The sequence below is a fragment of the Paenibacillus sp. 2TAB26 genome, from assembly GCF_052115145.1.
In the GTDB taxonomy this organism is placed as follows: Bacteria; Bacillota; Bacilli; order Paenibacillales; family Paenibacillaceae; genus Pristimantibacillus.
In genome coordinates this window covers 278,160-293,692 of sequence record NZ_JBFRGC010000007.1, presented here as the reverse complement: position 1 = coordinate 293,692, position 15,533 = coordinate 278,160, and the positions used below count along the sequence as shown (strand labels likewise).

17 protein-coding genes are annotated in these 15,533 nt (G+C 48.0%); 6 read left to right on the top strand and 11 right to left on the bottom strand.

Annotated features, from left to right (window positions below):
• Positions 1-15 precede the first annotated feature (15 nt).
• Positions 16-111, top strand: a complete 96-nt coding sequence (locus AB4Z50_RS10140; RefSeq protein ID WP_441878496.1) for an IS3 family transposase — start codon at positions 16-18, stop codon at positions 109-111.
• A 219-nt stretch (positions 112-330) separates the two neighbouring features.
• Here AB4Z50_RS10140 and AB4Z50_RS10135 read toward each other — a convergent pair whose 3' ends face one another.
• The 5 genes from AB4Z50_RS10135 to AB4Z50_RS10115 form a co-directional block, all read right to left on the bottom strand.
• Positions 331-711 carry an ArsR/SmtB family transcription factor gene (locus AB4Z50_RS10135; RefSeq protein ID WP_441878476.1) on the bottom strand — a complete coding sequence of 127 codons (381 nt, stop codon included), beginning with the start codon at positions 709-711 and terminating at the stop codon, positions 331-333.
• Position 712: 1 nt separating this feature from the next.
• A complete protein-coding gene (locus AB4Z50_RS10130; protein ID WP_441878474.1) occupies positions 713-1,141 on the bottom strand; it encodes an SRPBCC family protein in 429 nt (142 codons plus the stop codon).
• 216 nt (positions 1,142-1,357) lie between these two features.
• Complete coding sequence (locus AB4Z50_RS10125; protein WP_441878472.1) at positions 1,358-1,684, bottom strand: FlxA-like family protein; 327 nt, start codon at positions 1,682-1,684, stop codon at positions 1,358-1,360.
• 189 nt (positions 1,685-1,873) lie between these two features.
• A complete protein-coding gene (locus tag AB4Z50_RS10120) occupies positions 1,874-3,055 on the bottom strand; it encodes an amidohydrolase family protein (protein ID WP_441878470.1) in 1,182 nt (393 codons plus the stop codon).
• A gap of 98 nt (positions 3,056-3,153) precedes the next feature.
• Positions 3,154-4,401 carry an amidohydrolase family protein gene (locus AB4Z50_RS10115; protein ID WP_441878468.1) on the bottom strand — a complete coding sequence of 416 codons (1,248 nt, stop codon included), beginning with the start codon at positions 4,399-4,401 and terminating at the stop codon, positions 3,154-3,156.
• 244 nt (positions 4,402-4,645) lie between these two features.
• Here AB4Z50_RS10115 and AB4Z50_RS10110 point away from each other — a divergent pair, with 244 nt between their 5' ends.
• Positions 4,646-6,316 (top strand): PucR family transcriptional regulator, encoded by a 1,671-nt coding sequence (locus AB4Z50_RS10110; protein WP_441878466.1) that lies wholly within the window; start codon positions 4,646-4,648, stop codon positions 6,314-6,316.
• A 64-nt stretch (positions 6,317-6,380) separates the two neighbouring features.
• Here the strand turns inward: AB4Z50_RS10110 and hxlB are convergent, their stop codons facing one another.
• From hxlB to AB4Z50_RS10095, 3 genes are all read right to left on the bottom strand, one after another.
• Complete coding sequence (gene hxlB, locus AB4Z50_RS10105; protein ID WP_441878464.1) at positions 6,381-6,938, bottom strand: 6-phospho-3-hexuloisomerase; 558 nt, start codon at positions 6,936-6,938, stop codon at positions 6,381-6,383.
• Positions 6,939-6,946: 8 nt separating this feature from the next.
• Positions 6,947-7,579 (bottom strand): 3-hexulose-6-phosphate synthase, encoded by a 633-nt coding sequence (gene hxlA / locus AB4Z50_RS10100; protein WP_076266387.1) that lies wholly within the window; start codon positions 7,577-7,579, stop codon positions 6,947-6,949.
• A 131-nt stretch (positions 7,580-7,710) separates the two neighbouring features.
• Positions 7,711-8,046 (bottom strand): winged helix-turn-helix transcriptional regulator, encoded by a 336-nt coding sequence (locus AB4Z50_RS10095; protein WP_076266388.1) that lies wholly within the window; start codon positions 8,044-8,046, stop codon positions 7,711-7,713.
• Between the two features lie 277 nt (positions 8,047-8,323).
• On the opposite strand from AB4Z50_RS10095, the gene AB4Z50_RS10090 reads away from it, so the two are divergent.
• From AB4Z50_RS10090 to AB4Z50_RS10075, 4 genes are all read left to right on the top strand, one after another.
• A complete protein-coding gene (locus tag AB4Z50_RS10090) occupies positions 8,324-9,043 on the top strand; it encodes a 3-ketoacyl-ACP reductase (protein ID WP_441878461.1) in 720 nt (239 codons plus the stop codon).
• A 101-nt stretch (positions 9,044-9,144) separates the two neighbouring features.
• Positions 9,145-10,164 (top strand): LLM class flavin-dependent oxidoreductase, encoded by a 1,020-nt coding sequence (locus AB4Z50_RS10085; RefSeq protein ID WP_441878459.1) that lies wholly within the window; start codon positions 9,145-9,147, stop codon positions 10,162-10,164.
• A 151-nt stretch (positions 10,165-10,315) separates the two neighbouring features.
• Complete coding sequence (locus tag AB4Z50_RS10080; protein ID WP_441878457.1) at positions 10,316-12,469, top strand: YhgE/Pip domain-containing protein; 2,154 nt, start codon at positions 10,316-10,318, stop codon at positions 12,467-12,469.
• Positions 12,470-12,550: 81 nt separating this feature from the next.
• Positions 12,551-13,117, top strand: coding sequence for a beta-class carbonic anhydrase (locus AB4Z50_RS10075; RefSeq protein WP_339205551.1), 567 nt, complete (start codon positions 12,551-12,553; stop codon positions 13,115-13,117).
• Between the two features lie 71 nt (positions 13,118-13,188).
• On the opposite strand, the gene AB4Z50_RS10070 is transcribed toward AB4Z50_RS10075, so the two are convergent.
• From AB4Z50_RS10070 to AB4Z50_RS10060, 3 genes are all read right to left on the bottom strand, one after another.
• Entirely contained in the window at positions 13,189-13,671 is a 483-nt protein-coding gene (locus AB4Z50_RS10070; RefSeq protein ID WP_441878455.1) for a GyrI-like domain-containing protein, read from the bottom strand.
• Between the two features lie 65 nt (positions 13,672-13,736).
• Positions 13,737-14,675 carry a helix-turn-helix transcriptional regulator gene (locus tag AB4Z50_RS10065; protein WP_441878453.1) on the bottom strand — a complete coding sequence of 313 codons (939 nt, stop codon included), beginning with the start codon at positions 14,673-14,675 and terminating at the stop codon, positions 13,737-13,739.
• Positions 14,676-14,704: 29 nt separating this feature from the next.
• The gene (locus tag AB4Z50_RS10060) at positions 14,705-15,514 is read right to left on the bottom strand and encodes a GNAT family N-acetyltransferase (protein WP_441878451.1); all 810 of its coding nucleotides are present in this window, start codon (positions 15,512-15,514) and stop codon (positions 14,705-14,707) included.
• Positions 15,515-15,533 lie beyond the last annotated feature (19 nt).

Sequence of the window (15,533 nt, the reverse complement as noted above, 5' to 3'; positions counted from 1 at the left end):
GAGGCACAAAGGAGAATTGAAGAATATTTGCATTTCTATAATAACGAGCGACCGCAGAGAAAACTAAAAAAACTGACGCCTGTTGCTTACAGACGTCAGCTTTCTGCCTAGGTGTTTTTTGCAATGTCTACAAATAGGGGTCTTGACCACGACGAATTGGGGGTTTTCTATTATGATGGCTTCAACAGAGCAAAAGCGCTGCCTTACTTTTCACTAGCCTTGTTTTCGCACGCGAACCAATCTGTTTAGTCCGCACTAAAAAAAGGCTGCATCTAAAGTAGAAAAATCTACGATAGGAGCATCCTCTTCTACCACAGCTGCACTCTGACCTTACTTGCTGGAATCCTTTTCTATAACCGTAAGCGGGCCAAACGGGTCCGCAGATGAATCTTCATCTGCTTCGACAAAGCGCTTAAGCGCAAACAGTTTATTTTCCCAATAACGCTCATAATAGGCCAGCCATCGCTTCAGCTCAAGGAGAGGCTCAGGATCGAGCCGGTAACGTGTTTCCCGTCCAACCTTCCTATCCTTAACGAGTCCAGCATCCGCCAAAACACGCAAATGCTTCGAAACCGCCGTACGGCTCATCGTGAAATGACCGCTTATAACGGTAACCGGCAGCTCCTCATCCCCAAGCAAATGCAGCAGCTTGCGACGCGTTGGGTCAGCAATAGCCTGAAACACATCATGCTTTGGTGCGGGCTTAGCCATATTAGGCCTCTACATAAGTGCTAAGTTTCTGAACAAGACCAACCCAGCCGCCTGACATGCGATCACGAACCTCTGCATGCGACTGTCCGAACTCAGTAACTTTGTTCGCATCCCAGCCAGAGTGAACAAGGGTGAATTCCGTTTTACCTTGCAAATCAGACAGTTCGAAGCTGAGCGACCAATCCTTGCCCCATTCAAAGGTAAGGCGCGTCGGCGGTTCAAGCACGGTTACTTTGCAAGGGGAATTTCCGAAAGGCCCCGCTTCCAAATGAAATTCATAACCGAGCTCCGCTTGAAAATTGTTCGGCATAAACCATGCGGCAATACCCTCGGATGTTGCAACAGCGTCCCATACTTTTTGAATCGGCGCGTTAAGTATCAGCGTTTGTCTAATATCAGACAGCGTACCTTGTGAATTATTGTTTTCCAACTCATGACCTCCATTTAATGTATCTTGGCAGTTTATAGACAACGATATGAAACCATTTGGTTTCGTAACGAGATTATATAACACCTTTTGGTTGCACGTCAAATAGGTAAACCAAGCCAATCGCTAGTTTACCCATTTAACTCTTCCCTTATTTCATATCGTAGTATAGCACCTGGCTCAATTCATGGAGCGAGCCAAACGACTGCTTATTTTAAACTAAACACGCATGTCGAACGTCCGATCCGAATTTGCCACTTGTCCTATCGCAGCTTTTGGCGCCACTGCGCTGACAGCTTCCTCGGAAGGAGCAGCCCAAGCAGCGCTTGTCTTCCCCTTCTGCTTTAAAATCTCCTGCTCCAGTTGCTGAATTTGCTGCTGAATAACCTGCGCTTTCTTGTCCTTGGTCGCTTGGTCATCCTTGCTGTCATTTACTTTTTTCAGCTCTGCCTGCAGGCTCGTCACCTGCTTCTCCCAGCTTGATGTATCGGTTGATACCGCCGAATAGGATACTTTGCTGCCGCTCGTTACAGATGATAGGTTCATCGTTTACTTCCTCTCTATGCTCGCTTTACCTTTGAAAGCCAAGCATACAGAAAAATAATGAACACCATATGAACGAGCGGCAGTACTGAGCAGTGAACCAGCCTTATATTGTGAGTCTTTTGTCTCTGTGATTGTCTCTGTCTCTGTCATTGCCATTGACTCTATCTCTAACTAAGGCTATTCCTATGCCTATGCCTTCGTCATCGCTTCCGCCCATTTGCCGCCTACCAGCTTCCCGTTAGAGAAAGCCGCGGTGCGAGCCGGAGCGTAAGCCAGCGCATGCTTCGCATTCAGCGCAGCTACCAGCATAAAGCTGGCAGGATCGCCTGCCTTGGGTGCAGGCGTCCCCGCCGAAATAAGTGGATAGGTTTGCAGCAGCTCGTCATCAAGTATCCAGCCGAATCTTTCTGCCAGCTTCGCACCTCTTGCGAGCAAATCGCCGTTGCCGAAAGGGCTCCAAGCATCGAGAATATTATCCGAGCCGACGTGTACGCGGACCCCTTCTGCTACAAGCTGATCTACGCGAGGCATTGGTCTATCGAGTGGAACGCTCGTAATGATCGCTACGTCATTTGCTTTCAGCTGCTGAGCGAGCTCTTTGGATTCTGCTTCGGTCACTTGCCCTAAGCAATACGCATGGCTAACTGCTGTTCTTCCTCCTTTATCCGCTTGTGCCGTCAGTTCAGCAAAGCGGCTTATCGTATATAGGCCTAAGTGGCCGGGATCATGCAAGTGAAGGTCAACGCCCGCATTAAATTCCGCACTAAGCTCAAACATAGCTTCAAGACTCCGATCGACTTTGCGATCAAGCCCCGCCGGATCAACACCGCCGACATATTCAGCTCCAGCACGCATAGCTTCCTTCATCACCTGCAAGGAGTCCGATCGAAGCAGTCCTTGCTGCGGGAATGCAACGATCTCCATTTCCATAACTCCACGGTACTCTTCCCGCACCGTTAGCACATCCTCCAAATGCGAGATGCCGAGTTCTGGATCAACATCTACATGCGTCCGAATTTTGGTGGTGCCATGGCTTAGGAGCAAATCGATAAGACGACGCGCACGCTCGGCTGCCGTAGTCGGCAGTGAAGCCAGCATGGACTTCTCAAACGCCAATTGTCCGGGCAATGTGATAAAAGGCTGCAGCGATTTCCACGGCTCACCCAAAAAATGTTTGTCCAAATGGATATGCATATCGGTCATCGCCGGCAAATACTGCAATCCCTCAGCATCCCTTACGCTACCCGTGTTCACGCCAGCAGAATCATTATTGCTTGGTGTTATTTTTGAAATCGTACCCTTCTGTAAGTCTAGTGTCATATCAAATAAACGATCATTAATAAGAACTCGATTTAGTTGTGTGATGTTCATCTTTTCCATCCTCTGCCATTTTATTGGATTAATATACGCCTAATTAGGCTGCTATCATACGAGCATCTTGTATTTATACGGGCATTCTATATCAACGCTTAGGCTTGTAAAAAACCTTGCAAGCTGCTCGTGACATGGGTCTCTGCCACCTTAACACCACGTTTCCATACCGTTCTGTGCTCCGGCTTACCGAGTAGAATGTCCCGTTCGGACGGTTCTGCAAATAACACCATATCAGCTTCTGAGCCCAGCTGCAGTCCATAGCTCTTGATCCCGAGCGCTCTTGCGGCTCCCTCTGTCAGCATCTTAATCAATTGGCGAGCATCGCCTTCACCGCCCATATATGCGGTTATTGCAAGCAGCCATGCGATCTCCAGCGGATCGGCTTTGCCAAACGGAGTAAACGGGTTGCGTATATTGTTAACACCGACAACGACGTTCACCCCCTTCTCAAGCAGCATACCTACTGGTGTTAGCCCGCGTCGCTGCTTCTCCTGATCACCTCTGCCGCCAATAAACAAGTCGGTGGCCGGCAGTGACATGATATGAAGATCAGCTTCCTTAATCAGATCAGCAACAACTTCCGCTTGCCTGCGTTCCAGCGAACCGAGCGAGGTTACATGCCCTGCGGATACAAGGCCTTGCATTCCTGCTGCAATCGTTCTGTCAGCAATTTTAACAATTGCCAGCTGTTCGGGGTTATCCGAGAAATCAGCGTGAAAATCGATCGGCTTGCCGTATTTATCCGCAAGTTCGAATACATACTGCAGATGCGCTTCAAGGTCATCATCCTGATACGTAATGCCGCCTACCACATCGCCTCCGGAACGCATGGCCTCATCCATGAGTTCAGCCGTACCTGGACTTTTGAATATACCCTCTTGAGGAAACACTACAATTTGTATATCAAGGGCGTGCTTCACCTTCTCCTTCAGCTCAAGCACAGCCTCAAAGGCTGTCAAACCAAGGATGGGATCAACCTCCACATGGCAGCGCATATGCGTGACACCGCTGCAAATCGCTTCACGAATAACTGCAAGCGAACGCGACTTCATATCTGCCGGGGTGAAGTCATGCTTCATATCCGCGGTCATGCGAATCGCCTCAGATAAAGAGGCTGCTTCCTGAGCCATTCGCGAGAGAAGATAAGACTTTTCCAAATGAATATGCGGCTCTACAAAACCCGGCAGCAGCATCCCGCCAGCAGCGAGCTCTATGAGCTGTGCTTCGGGTACAAATTCGCTCCCGCTTGGCGCTAGATACTCGATCTTTCCCTGCTGCACTCCAATATCCATGAGCCTTGTTTCATTCTGTAAACGAACTTGTGTAAGGAGTAAATCCAGCAATGTCCTCACCTCCGATTATCATGTGGACGATGAGACAAACCTTACGGAGAGGCTCACCCGTCAGTTGTTATTTGGCATGTAAACCCTTGAAAAGAGCATACCTGCTTGCCCACGAACTGTCATTGTACGTTCAATACAAATCTTATTTATATTTTTAGATGAAACGTCTAACATATTCTTTACAGCATTCTTGAATACTGCTAGCTTTTATATCAGGAACTAAACCGGAGAGGGATGAATAAGAATGCTGCTCGAACAATTGCTGTTACACCCAATATTTTCTGGATCAACGGTCATTGCAGGCCACAGCGGCTTATCTCGTGTCGTTGAAACCGTTAATATTATGGATGCCCCCGACATCATTCATTTCTTAAAGCCTGGCGAGCTGCTGCTTACAAACGGCTACTTTGTGAAGGAAAATCCTGAAGCTCTACTCGATCTTATTTTGAAGATGAATCAATTGAAATGCTCTGGCCTGGCGGTAAAGACGAGACGTTTTGCCCTCGACATTCCCCAAGAGATCAAGGATGCGGCCGATCGTATCCCGTTTCCGATTATCGAAATCTCTTCGGTTGAGCATTCGCTCGGAGAAATCTTGCAGCGCTCGACCAGCGTTATTTTAGATAATAAAAATGATGAGCTGCAGCATTCGCTGACCGTCCACAAACAATTTGCTTCAATGATCATGAAAGGAAACGGTATTCCCGAAATTGTAACTACCCTTACGCAGTTGCTTCACTCGCCTGTTGTGCTGCTTAGCAGCAAGCTGCAGGTTACGTCTCACTCGCATCACTTCAAGCTGCCTAAGTTTCTGCCTCTCGTATCAGCAGTCGAAACCGTTCTAAGCAGCCAGCCCTCTCTTCAAACTGCAGCACACCACTGCTTGCTTGATCCCGCTTTACACGAATACCGCCATGTAGCGATCTATCCGATATTCACCTATAGGCATGAGGGTTATTTGATTACCTTTCAGCCAAAACAAGCTCCATCAAACCAACATGACTTAACGCTAGAACAGGCCTCGAACGTCATAGGCATGGAGATGTCGAAGCTGCAGGCGGTAAAGGAGCGTTCACGTCGGTACAAAAATGAATTTTTCTCCGATTTAATTGATGGTTTTATCGGTTCTGAGCAAGAGGCTTTGCATCGCGGCAAAAAATACGGTCTCAAGCAAAAAGGGAAATATCTGCTTTTAGCTGCAAAGAAGGATGAGCAGACAAATCCTAGAGAGAGCCAAACAACTAATGCTGCGGCTCTGTTCGACGAGCGCCTGATCTCTGAGCGTGATGTGCAATATGAGCTGATTAAGCGCCATTTTTCTTTGCTGGGTGAAGTGTTCGTCATGTTTACCAAAAATGATTTGTTCGGGATGCTCTTGTTCATTCAAGAATCCAAGTGGGAGGAGGGTACGTTCCTCAAGCATTTATCCGCTATGACGTCTTTGCTGTTTGAGCAATCCCAGCTTAGCATCTCGCTTGGCGTCGGCAATCCGGTCACTAACGTACTTGATATCGGGCTGTCGTATAATGAGGCAGTCAAAGCGCTGCAAATCGGTTACCAAATGAAAAAAACGAGGTTTGTTCAGTCCTATCAATCCAAGGATATCAGCTATCTCTTCCGTATGATTCCCGATGATGAGCTGAAGCAGTTTTACGAGGAAACGTTTCAGCGCTTCTCTTCTATTGACGAAACCGAGCAAAAGGAGCTGATGCGGACGCTGAATGTGTATTACGATACACAATGCCAGCTCGTCGAAACGTCCAAACGGCTTTTTGTGCACCGCAATACTGTTATTTATCGATTGGACAAATGCGAGAAGCTGATGGGCATTAAGCTCAAAGATCCCACTGAAAGCCTTCGCTTCCGTATCGCCTTCGCTATCGAGCCGCTATTACGAATAGATCCTAGTCGTTAAAAATAAAAAAAGGGACGATCCCCGGCCGCATTGCGCCCTAGAGAAAGTCCCTTCTAAACTACAGCTATTCTAAATTCGCATGATTGCCATACATCGCTTGTCCGCTTAACGCCTGCTTCTCCATCAATCGCAAAATAATAGCATCGCATACAATCAGCAGCATTTGCTCAAATAATGAGCCCATCGGCTGAATCGTAGCCGCTTCATTCGCTGCCTGATCCTTCGGAGCGCCAGGCAGCTTGACGACGATGTCAGCCAAATTGCCGATCGTCGATGCCGGCGAGAGGGTTAATGCGCCTACCGCGGCTTCCAAGCTTCGCGCTTTCTCCGCCATCGGCACCAGCGATTTTGTCTCGCCAGAGCCGGAGCCAATTAGAAGCAAATCACCTTTGCTCAAGCTGCGCGTAACCGTCTCACCAACGACATACACATCCAAGCCGAGATGCATCAGTCTCATCGCGAACGCCCGCATCATCAGTCCCGAGCGGCCTGCTCCTGCTACAAATACGCGTCTTGCCGAGCCAACAGCCTCAGAGAGCAGCTCCAATTGTTCCACTGCCAGCTGACCCGAGGCTTGATTCAGCTCTTGCATAATATCAGCTAGATTATTCTCTTTTGGCATCATTCGAATTAACCTTGCTTAATCAATTGCTGCATTTCGGCAGCTGCTGCTTTAATATCGGCTTGTCCCGTAATGCCGCCGCCTACGATGACAAGATCAGGACCAGCAGCGATAACTTCCGGCAAGGTGTTCAGCTTAATGCCACCTGCCACAGCTACCTTCGCATTTTTGACCACTGCTTTAATAGTGCGCAAGTCCTCGAAGGAGTTTTGACCAGCCGCTTGCAGATCGTAGCCCGTATGAACACAAATATAATCAACGCCGAGTGCATCGACTTCAGCCGCACGCTCCGCCAAGTTTTTAACGGCAATCATATCAACCAATATTTGTTTTCCTTGTTTCTTCGCTTCATCGACGGCACCCTTGATGCTCGCATCCTCTGCAACACCAAGAATCGTTACGATATCCGCGCCAGCTTCAGAAGCTTTCATCACTTCGTAGCCGCCTGCGTCCATGATTTTCAAATCCGCAAGTACGGTCAGGTTAGGAAAAGCTTCCTTAAGCGCTTTGACCGCATGCAAGCCTTCATTGATTACGATTGGCGTACCAATTTCCACTACATCTACAAAAGATTCGACTTGCTTCACAACTTCGATAGCCCCTTGAATATCAACAAGATCCAGCGCTAATTGCAATTTCATCTATATTCACTCCTCATAGGTTCTGTTTGTTTCACTGACAAGGCCTATTCTAGAGGGTTACGGATGAAAAAAAAAGTACGCACTTTTATGTAACGTAGTACCCATTTGGGAACTATGAGCAGCCGTTTCTGTCATTTTTCGTGCAGCTCAGCCGTTCTTTCTTGATGCTGCTCGCCCCATTTCGACATGACGTTCAGCAGCTCCTTTACCGTTAAACCGTACTCTGTTAAAGAGTACTCTACCTTAGGCGGCACCTGCACATACACCTTGCGATCAATGATCGCATCATCTTCTAATTCTCGCAGCTGCTGCGTGAGCATTTTTTGGGTAATGGCCGGCATCTCCCGCTTCAGCTCGCCGAATCGATGCGTTCCTGCAGTCAAATGACAAAGAATAACTGGCTTCCATTTCCCGCCTATGACTTTCAAGGTCAACTCTACTGTTTCTTTAAAATGCTGATCACCCAATGTGAGCGGCTCCTTTCGTCAAAACATTATACAAATCTACATATGCAATCACTACGCTGTCCATCTTAATTCACCAGAAAATCGCATGATAACTGGCATTATGAGAAAGCGCCATCATCATTCTGTCCTATTTTCAAATATAAAGTTGGTACTTGCAATCCTTAGAATATAGCTCAATAATAAGACACAACGTAGTAAATTCCTTGTTATGAGGATATCATATCTATGCCGCTTCATACGAATCAAGCAATCTACAATGAATAGAGGAGAGATAACCATGGAATTAAAAAATAGATCAGCTATCATTACCGGCGCTGGAAAAGGCATCGGCAAAGCGATTGCTGTTGCTTTAGCTGCAGAAGGCGTCAACCTTGGCATCGTTGCTCGTACGAGCGCCGACTTGGAAACGTTGAAAGACTCGCTTACAAGCACTTACGGAATTAAGGTCTTTATTGCAACCGCCGATATCTCTGTTAAATCGGATGTCGATCAAGCGATTGCATCGCTCAAAGAGAGCTTAGGCTCCATCGATATTCTAATTAACAATGCAGGAATCGGTACATTCGGCACTTTGCTTGAAATGGATCACGAGCAGTGGGAGCGCATCATCCAAACGAATGTGCTCGGAACCTACTATGTAACCCGCGCTGCACTTCCAACTATGCTGGAGCAAAGCGGCGGAAGCATCATCAATATCGCTTCTACGGCTGGCGAACGCGGTTTTGCAACCGGCTCCGCTTACTGTGCTTCCAAGTTTGCTGTCATGGGCATGACTGAGGCGCTTATGCAAGAGGTCCGTAAATCCAATATTCGTGTAACAGCCCTAACGCCAAGCACAGTCAACACAGAGCTTGCTTCAAACGCTGGCCTGAAAATTGGTGACGAGGATCGCATGATGCAAGCTGAGGATATGGCTGCGCTTGTTCTGGCAACATTGAAGCTGCCTGATCGCGTATTTATTAAAGCCGCAGGGATCTGGACTACAAACCCGCAATAATAGACTTAAGAATAATGCCCCACGCCCTTGCTGGCGCTGGGGTTTTAAACTATCCGTACAGCGGCATCCCGCTGTGCGCCACATGGGAGGTAAATTCAACGATGTCTATACACAATATTCCCTTTTCGATATTAGATCTTGCACCAATCGTAACCGGCAGCTCGCCCGCTCATTCATTCCGCAACACACTTGAGTTAGCCCAGCACGCTGATAAATGGGGCTACAATCGGTTCTGGCTTGCCGAGCATCATAATATGCCCGGCATCGCAAGCTCAGCCACTTCAGTTGTTATCGGCTACGTAGCTGCTGGAACTGAAAAAATCCGCGTGGGCTCTGGCGGCATTATGCTTCCGAATCACGCACCGCTCGTCATTGCCGAGCAGTTCGGTACGCTCGAATCCATGTATCCAGGCCGTATCGACCTTGGGCTTGGAAGAGCGCCAGGCTCTGATCAAGTGGCAGCCCGCGCGCTGCGCCGCGGACTTGGCAGCAACGGCGAGGATTTCCCAGAGCAGCTGAACGAGCTGCGCCATTACTTCCATCCGAGCGCTGAATCACGCGGCGTATTGCCACGTGCTGTTCCCGGCGAGGGTCTAAATGTTCCGATCTGGCTGCTTGGCTCCAGCGGCTTTAGTGCACAGCTTGCTGGTCACCACGGCCTCCCGTTTGCTTTTGCCAGCCATTTTGCGCCGGATTTCCTGCTACCTGCGTTGAAGCTGTATCGCGACAACTTCCGTCCATCGGAGGTGCTGGATAAGCCATATGCGATGGTTGGCTTGAACGTCATTGTCGCTGATTCCGATGAAGCCGCTAAATTCCTAGCTACCTCTCAGGAGCAAGCCTTCCTGAACCTCATAAGAGGACGCATGGGGCAGCTGAACCCGCCAGTTGACAGCATGGATGGCCTATGGAACGAGCAGGAGAAAATGATCGTTCAAAAGCAGCTCAGCTTCACCATTGCCGGCACCAAAGCAACGGTTAAGGACAAGCTGAACGCCTTAATTGAACAGACTGGCGCTGACGAGTTGATTGTCGTTAGCCAAATTTATGATCAAGCGGCGCGCCTTCGCTCCTATGAGCTGCTCGCTGAAATTTTTAATGAAAACTCAGTAGCACAATAATCGAACCAAGAGCAGTATCCGAGGCGTAAAACGCTTTGGATGCTGCTTTTTCTATGCTCACCTGTACCCATGGAAACCAGTGACAATTCTTTGGTGTAGTTTTTGGACTATTCAGCAATACTAAGTAAATCATTGTTGAAGGTGGGAGAACATGGGGCCTATATTCGCTATTTACGCCAAAGATCTTCGCAGTATTTTCCGGAACAGCGCAGCTGCCATCGTCATCGTCGGACTCGCTTTTTTGCCATCTTTATATGCTTGGTTCAACATTGAAGCGTCTTGGGATCCATACGGCCAGACCAGTTCACTTGCCATAGCCGTCGTGAACAACGATGAAGGCGCTGTGCTGCATGGCACGCCCATCAAAGTTGGAGACGAAATTATAGCCTCCTTGAAGGAAAATAAAAAAATTGGCTGGGTGTTCGTAGAGGGCAACAAGGCCATTGAAGGCGTTAAGCATGGCGACTATTATGCCAGCATCACCATTCCGCCAGATTTTTCTGCCAAAATGGCCACGGTGCTATCGAACAATCTTCAACAAGCAGAGCTCGATTACGCGGTAAATGAGAAGATCAATGCCGTATCGCCAAAAATCGCCCAGAAGGGTGCGAGCGGCATCATTGAGCAGGTTCGCGCAAGCTTCGTCAAAACCGCTAACGAAACGATTTTTCGTATATTCAATCAAATAGGCATTGAGCTCGAGGAGAACAAACCAGCGATTGAGCAGGTTCGCAGTACTGTATTCAAGCTGGAATCATTGTTCCCTCAGATTAATGACGCCGTCGCACTAGCGGTTACCGATATTGAAAAATCGAAAAAAATCGTTGCAACCGTTCAAACGGAGCTGCCAAAAGCTGCCCAGCTCGCCAAGGACGGCGAAGCTTTCTCCAAGCAGCTTGGTACTTTTTTTGACCAAAGCAAATCGGCCCTCGACACGGCTGGCCCGCTTATTAAGCAGGATTTGCAGCTGCTGCTGCAAACGGCCAATTCGGTGGAGGAGCTTGTCGGCATATTACAAGATACGAATATAGACCCTGAAGTGGTAAAAAAGAGCTTGGAGCTGGCAGAGCAGCGCCTCACAAGCTCCATCATCGTCATTGATGGGATGCTGAATCTGCTCGATCGCTTGAATGATTTGGCACCAAGCAAAGTACTCGTGTCGACCATTGATCGACTAAAACAGGTGAACACAAGGTTTCAGCAGCAGCTTACGATTGTTAAGCAAATCCGGTCGGCAGTCGAAAAAGGCGAGAAGCCAGCGCAAACGCTAATCGATCGTCTCGGCACCTTATCCAAGGAAACCTCTTCGTTCTTAACGGACGTTCTGGGCCGTTATGACAGTGAAATTTTGCCGCATATCAAACAAGCTGCGGACAAAGCGAAAAAATCTGCTGCAACCGCAGAGTCCATATTAGCGGAAGCAAACAAGGTCATTCCGAGTGCTGCATCCATCGTAAGCGACGCTGCTAAGGGACTAGAGCTTGGCGGCAAGGAAATGGCCAACATTCAAAAAGACTTACCCGCAGCAGAGCAAAAAATCAGAGGGCTCGCACAGCGGATTCGTGACTTGGAGAAGGAAGGCAATTTAAATGAGCTTGTTGATTTGCTCAAAAATGACGCCGAACGCGAGGGTGCTTTTTTCGCTGAGCCGGTTATATTGAAGGAGAACCGCCTATATCCGATACCGAATTACGGTTCAGCCATGTCGCCATTTTTCACAACGCTATCTCTATGGGTTGGTGCGCTGCTGCTCGTTTCACTGCTTAGTGTGGACGTTCATTCCACAGCAGAAACCGCATACCGCAGCTATCACGTCTATTTTGGGCGTTACCTGACCTTCCTTACGATTGCGATTGTACAGTCGCTGCTTGTTACGATCGGCGATATATGGCTGCTTAAGGCTTATGTCGCCGACAAAATATGGTTTGTGCTGTTTGGCGTTATTTTGAGCGCGGTGTTCATGCTGATTGTGTACACGCTTGTATCCGTATTTGGCAATGTCGGCAAGGCGATGGCTATTGTTCTGCTCGTGCTTCAGCTTGCAGGATCTGGCGGCACGTTCCCAATTCAAGTTACACCGCCATTTTTTCAAGCGATTCACCCCTTCCTGCCCTTCACCTACGCGATCAGCATGATGCGCGAAGCGGTGGGCGGTATCTTATGGGATATCGTTGCCAGAGATTTAATTGCTCTTGCCCTTTTTGCTGGTGCTGCACTGCTGATTGGCCTAGCTCTGAAGAAATGGATTAACCGCTATTCTACCAAAATGCTGGAAAAAGCAAAGCAGAGCGGATTAATTCACTAGTAAAACATTTGACTAGCCCCCTTTTTCTATGAATAATAAAATAAACAATAGAAAAACGATCTTGGGTTAGGAGGCAATTATATGTCCATGGTTCCGCAAATATTGGAGTTTAATAAGAAATTTGTTGAGGAAAAACAATATGAAGCCTATTTGACTGACAAATTTCCCGATAAGAAGATTGCAGTCCTTACTTGTATGGACACTAGACTTGTAGAGCTTCTGCCAAAAGCATTAAATTTAAAAAATGGCGATGCCAAATTTATTAAAAATGCTGGCGCCATTCTGACTCAGCCGTTCGGAAGCGCGATGCGCAGTATCCTCATCGCCGTGTACGAGCTTGGGGCTCGCGAGGTTCTCGTTATTGGCCATCACGGCTGCGGTATGACCAACCTCAATACAGAAGGCATGGTCAGCAAATTCCAAGATCACGGCATCGATCCGCTTGCCATTGAAACGCTCGAAAATTCAGGCATACGCATGGATAAATTTTTGCGGGGCTTCGCAAGTTCCGAAGAAGGCGTCATGCACAGCGTCAAATTGATTCGTAAGCATCCTCTCTTCCCAAAAGACATTCCGGTTCACGGCTTTATACTCGACCCCGAAACGGGCGCTCTGGAGCTTCTCGTTCAGGATTATCAAGCAGAGTAATTGACCATAAGCAAAGAATAGAAAAAACGGTTGTCCTTTCAGCTGAATCAGCCAATAGGACAACCGTTTTTTTATTTTATCGCAATGTAGATATCGACTTCGGCATTCGCAGGGTCAAATGTCCGGCCGTCATACAGCTCGTAATCGCCGCCATAAGTGCGCTCAATAGACGAATGCTCGAAAAACGCCCAAATCTCGCCCCATGCTTGCGCTACAACCTCATAAACGGGACCCTTCTTCGTTTTAAAAACCATAAATTTAGCCTCTGGAACCGTCGCTTGCTCTAGTCCATCCGGCAGCTCGACTTGTGCATCTGCACCCTCATGCCCAATAAGCACCGTATAGGCACCACTAGCATCACTTTCATAATCCGTATACAGCGCATAGATAAGATGACCGTTATTCACCTGTGCTCGTTCTGAGATACCGCTCGTGAAATAAGAATCCCATAGACTGGACAAAAGTCCGTTTGCTCCCGCTTCCTGGGCATTCGTCGTGCGCGTTGTTACCCCTATAAGCGTAACTGCTGGTTTTACTGCAATGGTATCATTCATCTGCTGTTTCCCCATTTCCTTGGTATGATCTTATTTTACCGCAGGAAACTGGACAGCTGTCTGTCTTAGTTCTTATAACGGTTAACAATATTTTGAGCTCGCATAATAATTTCCTCCACGAGAGCCTGAGGCTGCTCAACCTTAACCTGATCGCCGTAGCTTAGCAGCATCCCATAAAACCAGTCATCTAACGTATGCTTGCCTTCTACACGCAAGCTTCCATCCGCTAATACAGTCACTTGATCCGGATGGAAAGCATCTCCTACACGGTGGCGCACCTGCGGCTGGAAAATAAGCGTTACGATGGTATCGGCATTTTTCGACCATTCTACATCCCATGCATAACCGTCCAACGAAGGAGTCTCGCGGCGTTCAAATCGCTCCAGCAATAGATTCAGCTTCTGTATGCGCGATAAACGGAATACGCGAAACTGCTCGCGAAGCGTGCAATAAGCCTGCAAATACCATATGTTTCCCTTCAAAATGAGCGCATACGGCTCAATCACTCGCTCCGTTTCCGTGCCGTTCATGTTAATGTAGCTGAGCTCCGCCATCCGCGTCTCTTCAATCGCCTTCTTGAACAAGTTTACCTTGTCGCGCGCTGCTGGTCCCTGCCCCCAAGGATTCAAATCAAAAACCAAGCTATCTCCAAGGTGATCGTTCTGAAGCTTATCCGATTTGTGCAGCAATGCTCTTACCTTCTCATGCAAACCAGCATAGGTCGCATCATCTAATGCGGTACCTATGCCTTTGACGGCTGCTATAAGCGACGAGATTTCTGCTAATGTTAGATAGTGACGAGACAGCGTATATTGCTCCATAATCTCGAACCCGCCCGTTGTCCCTTGATGAGCCAATACCGGAATGCCGGACTGGCTTAACGTATCCATGTCGCGGTAAATTGTTTTTGTTGATACTTCAAAACGATCCGCCAGCTCCTTGGCGCTTATTCGTCCCCGGTTAAGAAGCAGTACCGTCATCGCGAGTAAACGATCAATCTTCAAATCAGTTCCTACTTTCTAAGCTTTTGCATCTACATAAATCTAATTTCAGCAATCGGTCCACTCTGGACAAAACCTATATTTTGATAGACTTTGTTAGCAGCAGGGTTTTTATTATCCGCATACAGCATCGGCTCCCTGTTCTCTTCCTCCAAAATTTCGCAAATTCCCGCTACAACCGCACTGGCATAGCCGTTTCTACGAAGGACAGACGGCGTATAAACCGCATTGATCCGTCCGTGCCGCGGAGATCGATGAGCGATGTTGGCCATCGCTACTGGCAGCTCATCAACAGACCAGAAATATAAATTGCCTCTCATAACCATTCCCTCTGCAGCGGGCATCTGACTGGCAGGTATAACCGACGCCCCATACGCATCCTCAGAGAAGCCAGCCAAAAACTCAGCGACAAGCTCTACATGCTGGCGTGTTGCTTGAATCATTTTCCCTTTTACCTTCATGGGCTTAATCACCTTCGGGCATGAATAAGCAGTCATCAACATATAAGCATGATATTGCAGCTGGTTTGCCTCCGCATACATTTTCGCGAACGGTTCTGCCGTAGACGGAGCTCCGCATATACCCGGCAAATCCGTTCCTTCGTAATAAGCGATAAGCTCCTGCATAAGTATGTCTCTGCGCTCTTCCGTCATATCCTCCGATAGCCATAACCAAGCGTTATGCCCAGGCGAACCTGCAAAGAGCAGCCGTCCGTCAGACGTCTTCAAGCTCGTTGCGCCTTCCAATGCCGTAATCAAATGAATCAGATTATATTGCAGCTCATCTCGCATAAATGGAAACTGATTTAAAACATGATCGTCTGGATGCAGCTTTTCTAACATATGATCCCTCCTTTTCTCG

Coding starts and splice junctions, on each gene's coding strand:
- AB4Z50_RS10060 (WP_441878451.1), bottom strand. CDS start 15,514: ATGTTAGAAAAGCTGCATCCAGACGATCATGTTTTAAATCAGTTTCCA.
- AB4Z50_RS10110 (WP_441878466.1), top strand. CDS start 4,646: ATGCTGCTCGAACAATTGCTGTTACACCCAATATTTTCTGGATCAACG.
- hxlB (WP_441878464.1), bottom strand. CDS start 6,938: ATGCCAAAAGAGAATAATCTAGCTGATATTATGCAAGAGCTGAATCAA.
- hxlA (WP_076266387.1), bottom strand. CDS start 7,579: ATGAAATTGCAATTAGCGCTGGATCTTGTTGATATTCAAGGGGCTATC.
- AB4Z50_RS10070 (WP_441878455.1), bottom strand. CDS start 13,671: ATGAATGATACCATTGCAGTAAAACCAGCAGTTACGCTTATAGGGGTA.
- AB4Z50_RS10125 (WP_441878472.1), bottom strand. CDS start 1,684: ATGAACCTATCATCTGTAACGAGCGGCAGCAAAGTATCCTATTCGGCG.
- AB4Z50_RS10090 (WP_441878461.1), top strand. CDS start 8,324: ATGGAATTAAAAAATAGATCAGCTATCATTACCGGCGCTGGAAAAGGC.
- AB4Z50_RS10085 (WP_441878459.1), top strand. CDS start 9,145: ATGTCTATACACAATATTCCCTTTTCGATATTAGATCTTGCACCAATC.
- AB4Z50_RS10075 (WP_339205551.1), top strand. CDS start 12,551: ATGTCCATGGTTCCGCAAATATTGGAGTTTAATAAGAAATTTGTTGAG.
- AB4Z50_RS10080 (WP_441878457.1), top strand. CDS start 10,316: ATGGGGCCTATATTCGCTATTTACGCCAAAGATCTTCGCAGTATTTTC.
- AB4Z50_RS10135 (WP_441878476.1), bottom strand. CDS start 711: ATGGCTAAGCCCGCACCAAAGCATGATGTGTTTCAGGCTATTGCTGAC.
- AB4Z50_RS10120 (WP_441878470.1), bottom strand. CDS start 3,055: ATGAACATCACACAACTAAATCGAGTTCTTATTAATGATCGTTTATTT.